Annotated in this window: 8 protein-coding genes, 1 tRNA gene and 1 pseudogene; 7 read left to right on the plus strand and 3 right to left on the minus strand. The window is 52.3% G+C overall.

Translation table 11 applies throughout. The features are described from left to right. Nucleotides 1-66: 66 nt before the first annotated feature. From HMPREF2785_RS11985 to HMPREF2785_RS07280, 4 genes and pseudogenes are all read left to right on the plus strand, one after another. On the plus strand, nucleotides 67-210 hold the full coding sequence (locus tag HMPREF2785_RS11985; protein ID WP_168164682.1) for a hypothetical protein: 144 nt from the start codon (nucleotides 67-69) through the stop codon (nucleotides 208-210). Between the two features lie 43 nt (nucleotides 211-253). Beyond that, nucleotides 254-469 (plus strand): annotated as a pseudogene (locus HMPREF2785_RS12375) (helix-turn-helix transcriptional regulator); the annotation flags it as partial. 48 nt (nucleotides 470-517) lie between these two features. After that, on the plus strand, nucleotides 518-1,411 hold the full coding sequence (locus HMPREF2785_RS07275; RefSeq protein WP_246818884.1) for an ImmA/IrrE family metallo-endopeptidase: 894 nt from the start codon (nucleotides 518-520) through the stop codon (nucleotides 1,409-1,411). Nucleotides 1,412-1,674: 263 nt separating this feature from the next. Continuing rightward, on the plus strand, nucleotides 1,675-3,279 hold the full coding sequence (locus HMPREF2785_RS07280; RefSeq protein WP_070614643.1) for a DUF6119 family protein: 1,605 nt from the start codon (nucleotides 1,675-1,677) through the stop codon (nucleotides 3,277-3,279). 173 nt (nucleotides 3,280-3,452) lie between these two features. Here the strand turns inward: HMPREF2785_RS07280 and HMPREF2785_RS07285 are convergent, their stop codons facing one another. The 3 genes from HMPREF2785_RS07285 to HMPREF2785_RS07295 all read right to left on the minus strand — a co-directional run bounded on the left by HMPREF2785_RS07285 (nucleotide 3,453) and on the right by HMPREF2785_RS07295 (nucleotide 5,253). Next, the gene (locus tag HMPREF2785_RS07285; RefSeq protein ID WP_070614645.1) at nucleotides 3,453-4,241 is read right to left on the minus strand and encodes a hypothetical protein; all 789 of its coding nucleotides are present in this window, start codon (nucleotides 4,239-4,241) and stop codon (nucleotides 3,453-3,455) included. 79 nt (nucleotides 4,242-4,320) lie between these two features. Continuing rightward, nucleotides 4,321-4,962: a hypothetical protein gene (locus tag HMPREF2785_RS07290; RefSeq protein WP_070614647.1), complete on the minus strand. Its 642-nt coding sequence runs from the start codon at nucleotides 4,960-4,962 to the stop codon at nucleotides 4,321-4,323. 27 nt (nucleotides 4,963-4,989) lie between these two features. Beyond that, nucleotides 4,990-5,253 carry a hypothetical protein gene (locus HMPREF2785_RS07295; RefSeq protein WP_070614649.1) on the minus strand — a complete coding sequence of 88 codons (264 nt, stop codon included), beginning with the start codon at nucleotides 5,251-5,253 and terminating at the stop codon, nucleotides 4,990-4,992. Nucleotides 5,254-5,365: 112 nt separating this feature from the next. On the opposite strand from HMPREF2785_RS07295, the gene HMPREF2785_RS07300 reads away from it, so the two are divergent. From HMPREF2785_RS07300 to HMPREF2785_RS07305, 3 genes are all read left to right on the plus strand, one after another. Continuing rightward, nucleotides 5,366-5,438 (plus strand) — tRNA-Asn (locus HMPREF2785_RS07300). A 524-nt stretch (nucleotides 5,439-5,962) separates the two neighbouring features. Next, nucleotides 5,963-7,432, plus strand: coding sequence for an APC family permease (locus tag HMPREF2785_RS11575; protein ID WP_083308918.1), 1,470 nt, complete (start codon nucleotides 5,963-5,965; stop codon nucleotides 7,430-7,432). A gap of 150 nt (nucleotides 7,433-7,582) precedes the next feature. Beyond that, on the plus strand, nucleotides 7,583-8,409 hold an 827-nt coding region (locus HMPREF2785_RS07305), incomplete at its 3' end, for an IS256 family transposase (RefSeq protein WP_210386098.1).

An 8,409-nucleotide genomic window follows, 5' to 3' on the forward strand; every position in this document is an offset into this window, starting at 1 on the left:
GCACCGAATAAACGTGTCCAGAGGAATACAGGCGATCGCCCGAACGTCTCTCAAACCCGCGGAAAGATGACCGAGGTTCGTTCCGACTCGTCTAATCAGCAACGCCGTAACGACCCTCGACAGGCGGTACGCGAAGCACTCGACGAGGAGATGCGTTCGCGCCCAACGACGGTGTGGCAAGCGTTTTGGGAAGGCTTCAAGCGCGCGTAGGATTCCGCCAACGTGCAGCCTGACCTATTTAGCAGCGAAGACGATGGAATTGACTTCAGTATCTCCCGAGCAGCGGGGCGCTAACAGTCAGCGCATTTCCCCATCGCGCCTCCAAGTCGCCCGGTTAAGAAGGGGGCTGACAAAGGCCGATCTGGCAAATCGTATCGGGGTATCGCCATCGACCCTTTCGAAATGGGAAGCCGATGGTCCACCTGCCTCGAGATTCGCGTCCCTACTTGAGGACCTTGTCTCTACTTTAGATTTTCCTCCCGCTTTCTTTACCGCTGACGAAGTTGACATTCCATCCTTGGAACACACCCTCTTCCGTGCGGGTAGTCGCGCGACGCAGCAGCAGAAACTTGCGGCAATCTCTTCTGGGGTTAACGCGAAAATTTTGCTGAAGTGGCTCCGGTCCCATTTCAATTACCCCTCCCCTGACATCCCGGATCTCACTGGCATGGCCCCTGCTGAAGCCGCTCGCTACGTCCGATCCATTTGGGCGTTGGGAGATTCGCCCATTCCAAACTCTGTCCAACTTGCCGAATCGAAGGGGGTCGCGGTATTCGGTTTACCTCCCGCCGCCTTTGCTGTCGACGCGTTCTCTATATGGGAGGACGATCAACCGTTTATCTTCCTGGCGCGCAGAAGAACCCCGGAAGAAACCCGGTTCGACCTCGCGCACGAGCTCGGCCACCTACTCCTTCACAGTAAGAGCGATCCGGATTCCACTACCGATCGAGAGGACGAAGCAAACAAATTCGCTACAGAACTTCTCATCCCGGTCGACGTGATTCACGCAAACCTTCGACTGCACCCAAGTCTTGACGACATCCTCCGGCTCAAAACAAAACTAAAAGTATCCGCAATGGCTGCGGTCATGGCAGTTTTCAATGCCGGCAAGCTCAGCGACCGTCAATTTCGCCAGTACCTTGGGACACTTTCCAGCCGTGGGTTCCGGACCAGCGAGCCTGGAAGCGATTTACAGTACGAAAGATCGCGGGTCTTCGACTTCGTTTTTAGCCCGGAAGGTGGCCAGTCCGCGCGCAGCATCGCCGACGCTACTCACATCCCGGTACAAGATCTGCATTTTCTCACCCTGAACGCAGCAGCAAGCGCCATTCCTAGCCCAGAGCCCACGCATCCCAGCTCCCGCCCCTCCCTGTCTTCACACCGGCCGAACCTCCGAATAATCAAGGCTTAACTGCTCGCCCGTTGCATTTTGTCCATTCTGGTCGGCTGATCCACCTTCTTCAGAGTCCGCCGCTTTCTCGGCACCAGGCTCGGCCCGGCCAAGACGGACTACGGGGCTAGTCTGGCACCTACACCACACGAAAAGGCGGTAGAAATTCCTTTCAGCGTCTTTTCGCTTACCGACGAGCGCCTATACATTGGCGACGAACCCTCTCACAAATTTGTGTAACAGTTTGCCGATTACGGTAACAGCCACCAAATATAATTCAGTACATGATGCGGTTAACGGTGTACATGTTTCAATCGGGAACAACTCTGGAAACGGCCATCGACTCAGAGAAGGTTAAAGAGAAGAACTTCGAGCAAATAGACGAAATCCGCCTCGATAACTCTATTTGCTTTATTCAGACGCCAAGGCAAAAGAAACCGAAATGGGTCGGTTTCATTGCGCCTATCGCTGGATCAGAACTACCCTCTATCGCGACCCGTTCTGCTTCGGCAGTTCTTGCGATTGAAGCCTCAGATCGAATTTTTGCCATCCCATTTGGCTACGGTCGGGGCATTTTGAATCTCGACAAGATCGAACCAAATTTCGGATTGAAGGTTGCCCTCAACTCCGTCGATCCCAAAAAACTCAGAAGTTTAGATAAGAAGAACTACGAAGACATGGTCATCTCTAGCACGATTAGTCTAAGCAGTCAGTCCGATCTATCTAACTTCAGCCTCGACACGTACAGCGATATCCTTCGCCAAGCAACAGGCACCCCTATGGATCCTGATTTTGCCAATAGGGTGACCGGCGCCGACTCCTTAACTATCAATAAGGAGATCCAGGCTAACGAGCTCCCCGACTTTTGCGCTAACCTCAAGGCTCTCTTCGAACGCGAGAACTACAAAACGGAGTTTGGGTGGATCGACAACCTGCGAATTGTCAAGAACCGAAACCTTATCAAATCCCTCGATCAGATGCTCCTTGAAGATCTCAAAAACCAGCAGACCCGAAGGAGCCATTTGGCCTTGCCCGAGAACGTGGATTGGCAGGACATCGACTCCTTTAAGGTCCAAGGCACGAAGTCCGAAGACTTCGAAGAACTGGATTTGAACGACGTTCTTAACGCGATGGAAAATGACATCGACGATCTAACAATCGAAAAACTCAAACGCAGACGAGTCGGAGTTGTTTTTGCACGAAATGATGAACCCGACTATCGATGGTCGTTCTACCGATGCCTGGTAAGCGAGCAAGATTTAGATGACCACCTTTATGCGCTTATCGAAGGGTCCTGGTTTCAAATTCACAAATCCTTGGTCTCGGAGGTAAACACTTTCATAGATTCTTTACCGACCTCATCGGTAGAAATGCCGAAACACTTAAACGGAGAAACTGAACAAGATTACAACACGAGGCTCGCTGCCACTTCCGCTGACCTGCTCTTATTGGACCGTAAAACGGCTTCAGTTCCGGGCGAATCAGGAACCGTAGAGCTCTGTGACGTGCTCTCGAAAACAGGGGAACTAATCCACGTCAAGAGAAAGAGTCACTCATCCTCACTTAGCCACCTTTTCGCTCAAGGGCTGGTTTCAATGTCGACCTTGATTGGCGATAAGGACTTCAGAAGGAATCTACAAAACAAGATTAAAGCGGCGGTCGCGGACTCCGACCCTTCGCCATGGTTAAGTCTTATGGCCGAAAGTGATGGGCGGATCAGAGCAAATGGGTTCCAAGTGACTTATGCAATTGTCCCGACAAATTCGTACCTTGACAATCGTTGGCTGCCCTTTTTCAGCAAATTGAACTTAATGAGCCAAGCTAGGGCTCTCCGCATTATGGGTGTAGATGTCGCGCTAAACCGCATTCCTTCCGAGCGGTATGGTTAACAGCAATTTTCGTCTCGATCGTTGCGGGAACAGCTGCTCTAGAACTGCTTCAAATCTAGCTTGCAAACTCGCACTGAAGTGCCAAAACAGCGGCTACAGACGGCGCGCGGCGCGACAATGGACTAACGAACACCGAGCGACCCTCAAAATACGAAACTTAGCTAATCGCGTTGCTAGTCGTGCCTGGCGTCTGGGAGGTGAGTCTTAAGATAATCATAAACTTTTTCATAATCGCCGATATAGGCTGGACCAACATTTAGTGGCTGGGGATATAATCCATAGCCCTTAGTCACGCCCTTAACTGGATCCTTCGCCAAACAAGGGTAGAGGTGTTTCATCAACTTCCTTGTAGTATCGCTCCTTTTCTGCTCATCTCCGTCAAATGCGTTTTCACAGCACCGGTGAAACGACCCCAACGCGATATCCACTAGCGAATTGAATTTGGAAAATCGCGCAGATGTAAATGCGAAATGGATAATCTGTGGTATCCCAATCAACTTCTCCCCATATTCAATCTGACTCTGAGCAATTTTTTCTAGCTCCGTGTGCCCCCAATTCTCGTCGATTCGGTCTAGACAAACCGCCCCGGGATTTTCGCGCAGAAATGATTTGGCGTAATGACGGAACAGGTTTTCCATATTCCAGGTCACGCCCTCATTGCGCTTCAATGGGTTAGCAATTTTATGGTGAACCATGGTTACCAATAATTTGATACCGAGCTTGTTTATCAGTTCGAGAGCCTCTGACTTCGAAGCCGTCCACTCTGCGAATGTCAAATGGTCTGGACGACTATTGCTCGTAAATTTGAATAGGTCTGTGTCTCCATAGTCGTACTTTTCACGAATTGCCGCAACGCCCTTGGTGCCCGCGATAAATTGCTCTTCATCAGCGACCAAGCCTCCCAGGTAAAAGAAGGTTGTGTTGCCTGATCGTCCTGTTTCGTCGACATGAAATGTGTACATTTTGACCTTCTGCGTTTATGGGAAAGACTGAATCTGTTTTTCCTACGTTGCACACGAGCGATAAATTGCGAACCTACCCCTACACCCCAATCTCCGCCGGCGTACACACCGGCACCTCACGCATGAACGCCTCCGGCGCACCCTGCTGGCGCAGTTTGATGCCGTTGTAGCACGCCTGCGTCATACCCGTCCGCTTCATGCCATCAGCCGGAATCTTGGCCCACTTGCCGTCCGTGTTCTTAAAGAACAGAATCCAGTCCGTCCCCTTCGCACCCGCAACGGCCCACTTGCCGTCGCAGAAGTTCACGGTCGTACCGAAGCCTGCCGGCCACTCCGGCACAACCGCGTCAAACGCGCTTGGCGAGCACGAGTTCCCCGCCGGCTTCGCATTCTGCTTCGGCGCAAGCGCAGGCACCGACAGCGCCGACGCGATCGCTGCAAGCCCACCAAGCACCTGAGCGTTCAGCGGCTCCGGCAGTTCCAGCCACCCCTGCTGCACCGCAACTGCCCCACCAATACCAACGGCCGCCAGGACACCCAGCGAGATGCCCACAATGGCGCCATTGCTTAACGACGACCCCTCATCCCCCGCCGTACCTTCCTCCCGAGTAACAGCGCTATCGCCTTGCGAGGCGCTACTTTCTGCTAACGCATACGGAGCAACAACAGCAGAGGTGGATACGGCGGCAGCGACGCCGAGAGCAAGCATCGGTTTCTTCATGTCGCCCACCTTACTCACCATCACCGCTTATGTCGCGGGAAATAGCGCAATTCCCCACACTCCAAGCGAAACCGCCGCAGCGATGAGCAACCACCACACCACCCCGCGCGGCCGGCGAAACCACCGGTCCGCCACAAGCCACACCACCGAGGGGATAATCAGCGCCAGGCCCAAGAATGTCAGCGCACGCCAATCCTCAAAGCGCGGCGCCGTGAGCATGAACACCACGCCCAGCCCGATCAGGCCACCAGCAAGTGCGTGGGGACGAACCCCACCAACAGGAATAATCATAACCGCCACAGTAACGCACAAATACCCATATTTACCAGGTGATTTTGCACCTTCAACAATCCACGCTATTGTTATCTTTCGTTGCACAGCAATGAGCAACACAACAAAATATTCCTCCATAGCTCAGTTGGCAGAGCATTCGACTGTTAATCGAAGGGTCACTGGTTCGAGCCCAGTTGGAGGAGCAACAAGACGCCCCGCTCTCCGCATGCGGGGCGTTTTGGCGTTCAGCGTCAGACAAAGGCCAAAAGGGTGTCAGGTTCGGAGTATCGCCGGGCGCATCTACTGCTTGCCTCCACATAGAGCGATTCTCTCCGTAGTGTTGGCCGTACCTCAAGCAAAAGATGAATTTCCGAAGAATGGGCAATACTGAAAGGGACAACTAAATGTACGAATGATGGTTTAACAACGCTGTGGCGACCAACAAGCAACCAAGCGCCCTCTCTCACAAGCCCAAACATCAGCAAATCGACTGATCCAGATTGACCAACCCCCACTACTCCATCAAGAAGGTGAACGTCCTTCAAGAGCGACCAAAAATGGTTACACTCAGAATCCTCCAAGACTTTCGCCAAAGAATTCATGGTCTTGAGTCAGATTCGATAGGTCTCGAGTGGGACGAACGCCCCTTTAATCCAAAAGCAATCATTAAACGCTCCTGCGAGTAACCTTAAAACACAAATATTTTCAAGCCCCGTGGAGCACCCTAATGAAAAAGCCAAACCAATCAGCAAACCTATATAAGCCGTCCTGGATATTTTCAATGGCCGTAGGCTCTGCTGTCGGATGGGGCTCATTCGTATTGCCATATGATTGGATCCAGCAGAGTGGTTGGCTTGGCGCCAGTCTGGGGTTCACCATCGGTGGCGCGATCATTACCATAATAGGTTTGAATTACGGGGTTGCGATTAAGTGTTTGCCCGTAAGCGGAGGTGCAGTAGCTCATGCTCTTTCAGCTCGGGGACGACTTAGCGGCGCCATTGCGGGCTGGTCACTAGCCCTTGGCTACAGTTCGATTGTTGCTCTAAATGCGTCCGCAGTGCCACTAATTATTAGGTCTTTAAATCCCTATTCGGAGTCTGGTCTGCGCCTCTACTCTATTGCAGGATGGGATGTGTATCTTTCTGACGTTCTCGTTTGTTCAGCCTTTATCGTCGCTTTCGCTGTTATGGCTAATCATGGTGCTAGCATTTCGGGCCGCTTTCAGTTCATAGCGGTTGCTGCGATGATATCTACCGTCGCAATTCTCGTCGTATGGTCTCTAGCTCATTGCAATTTCTCCGAAGCTTTTTATCGACAGGCTTTACCAGATGGACAAACTCTTTTGGTGGCTACTGGTTCGGTCGTGGCTATCGCCCCTTGGGCCTATGTGGGATTCGACAGTATTCCCCAATTGGCTGGTGAATTCTCATTCCCACCCAAAAAGGCCCGAAAGCTTCTGGTCACAGGCATTATGAGTGCAACAATGATCTACATCGCAATGATTTTGGTAACTGCAGTTCTGACAGTTTCGGACCTAGAAATCTACAGAAACTCAGCATGGGCTATTGCCGATGCGGTTTCCGGCGCCTTCGGACCAATCGGCATGTTGCTTCTAATTGTTGCTGTTTCATCGGGTATAGTTACTGGCCTCAATGGATTCTTTACTGCAAGCAGTCGCACGCTGATGACTATGGGACGTGCGCGGATCCTGCCTGAAGTATTTTCCCGCCAAGATGGTAACCGTCAAGTACCCACAGTGTCGATCTACACAGTAATGTGCATTTGCCTTATTACACCGTGGTTCGGTCGTGCTGCTTTGAGCTGGATTGTAGATATGGCTAGCATCGGAATTACCGTCGCATACTTTTACACATCCTTGTGCGTACGCAAAATTGGTAAAACAGGTTTCAGTTTTGGTATGAATGAACGCCAACCAACAAGCACCAAGACCAGGCTTTTGGGCGACGCAGGATGCATTGTTTCACTTGCTTTTCTAGTTCTCCTTTTTCTCCCCGGAGCGCCCAGCAGACTGTCGCCCCAAGCATTAATGGCTCTAACGATCTGGATCGTAATTGCGATTGGAATGTGTACATTTCGTCGGAACCATATCCTCAAAACATCTGACGAAGTCTTAGCTAACGAAATATTCAACATGCACTTTAGTAAGCCCTTGAGTTGCACAGAAGAGCATCGCTAAATCGATACGCGGTTGATTCTGCAACCGTTCAAGGTTGCGTCCCTTGGTGTGGTGTAACGCTTGCTGATGGTGGGCCCTTGAAAATAGTGGGCGGCCACCGTCAGTAACCTTTCGACTCAACTTCCACATCTCACCGAAAGGCACATGACGATGACCGCTGCACCGCATTCTATCGACCCGACAACCTATCTGGATGATCTGCTGGCCCAAGCGTCGCCGGATCTGATGCGGCAGATGCTGCAAGGGTTTATCAACCAGATCCTCTCCGCCCAGGCCGACACCGTGTGCGGGGCTGAGTACGGTGTTGCTTCCACCGAGCGGGTCAACCAACGCAACGGGTACCGCCACCGCGACCTCGACACCCGTGTCGGCACAATCGATGTGGCAGTGCCGAAGCTGCGCCACGGCGCGTTCTTCCCAGACTGGCTGCTCGAGCGTCGCTCACGAGCGGAACGAGCCTTATCGACCGTGATCGCGACGTGCTATCTCAAAGGGGTCTCCACCCGCAGGATGAATGATCTGGTGGCAACCCTTGGCATTTCCAACATGTCGAAATCCCAAGGCTTACGCATGTCGGAAGAACTCGACGAGATGGTCGCAGATTTCAAAAACCGTCCCCTGGATCCCGGTGGGTATGCCTACCTGTCGTGCGACGCACTCACGATCAAGGTGCGTGAAGGTGGCCGGGTGGTCAAATGCTCCGTACTTTTGGCCACCGGTGTTAACGCTGACGGCTACCGGGAAATGCTCGGTATGCATGTTGCCACCGCGGAATCCAACGCGTCGTGGAAGGGCTTCTTCCAGGACTTAAAAGCTCGTGGACTTCGCGGTGTCTTCCTTATCACCAGTGATGCCCATGAGGGCATCCAAGTGTTGCCCGATGCATCCTGGCAGCGGTGCCGGACTCATTTCGCGAAGAACCTCTACGAAAAAGTCCCCAAGACCCAGTGGCCGATGGTCTTAAGCGATGTTCCAGA

Origin of the sequence: Corynebacterium sp. HMSC067D03 (assembly GCF_001811185.1) — a bacterium.
Lineage (GTDB): Bacteria > Actinomycetota > Actinomycetes > Mycobacteriales > Mycobacteriaceae > Corynebacterium > Corynebacterium coyleae.

Excerpts from the sequence above, each read along its gene's own strand:
- HMPREF2785_RS11985 (WP_168164682.1), top strand. The coding sequence starts at position 67 with ATGACCGAGGTTCGTTCCGACTCGTCTAATCAGCAACGCCGTAACGAC.
- HMPREF2785_RS07280 (WP_070614643.1), top strand. The coding sequence starts at position 1,675 with ATGATGCGGTTAACGGTGTACATGTTTCAATCGGGAACAACTCTGGAA.
- HMPREF2785_RS07285 (WP_070614645.1), bottom strand. The coding sequence starts at position 4,241 with ATGTACACATTTCATGTCGACGAAACAGGACGATCAGGCAACACAACC.
- HMPREF2785_RS07290 (WP_070614647.1), bottom strand. The coding sequence starts at position 4,962 with ATGAAGAAACCGATGCTTGCTCTCGGCGTCGCTGCCGCCGTATCCACC.
- HMPREF2785_RS07295 (WP_070614649.1), bottom strand. The coding sequence starts at position 5,253 with ATGATTATTCCTGTTGGTGGGGTTCGTCCCCACGCACTTGCTGGTGGC.
- HMPREF2785_RS11575 (WP_083308918.1), top strand. The coding sequence starts at position 5,963 with ATGAAAAAGCCAAACCAATCAGCAAACCTATATAAGCCGTCCTGGATA.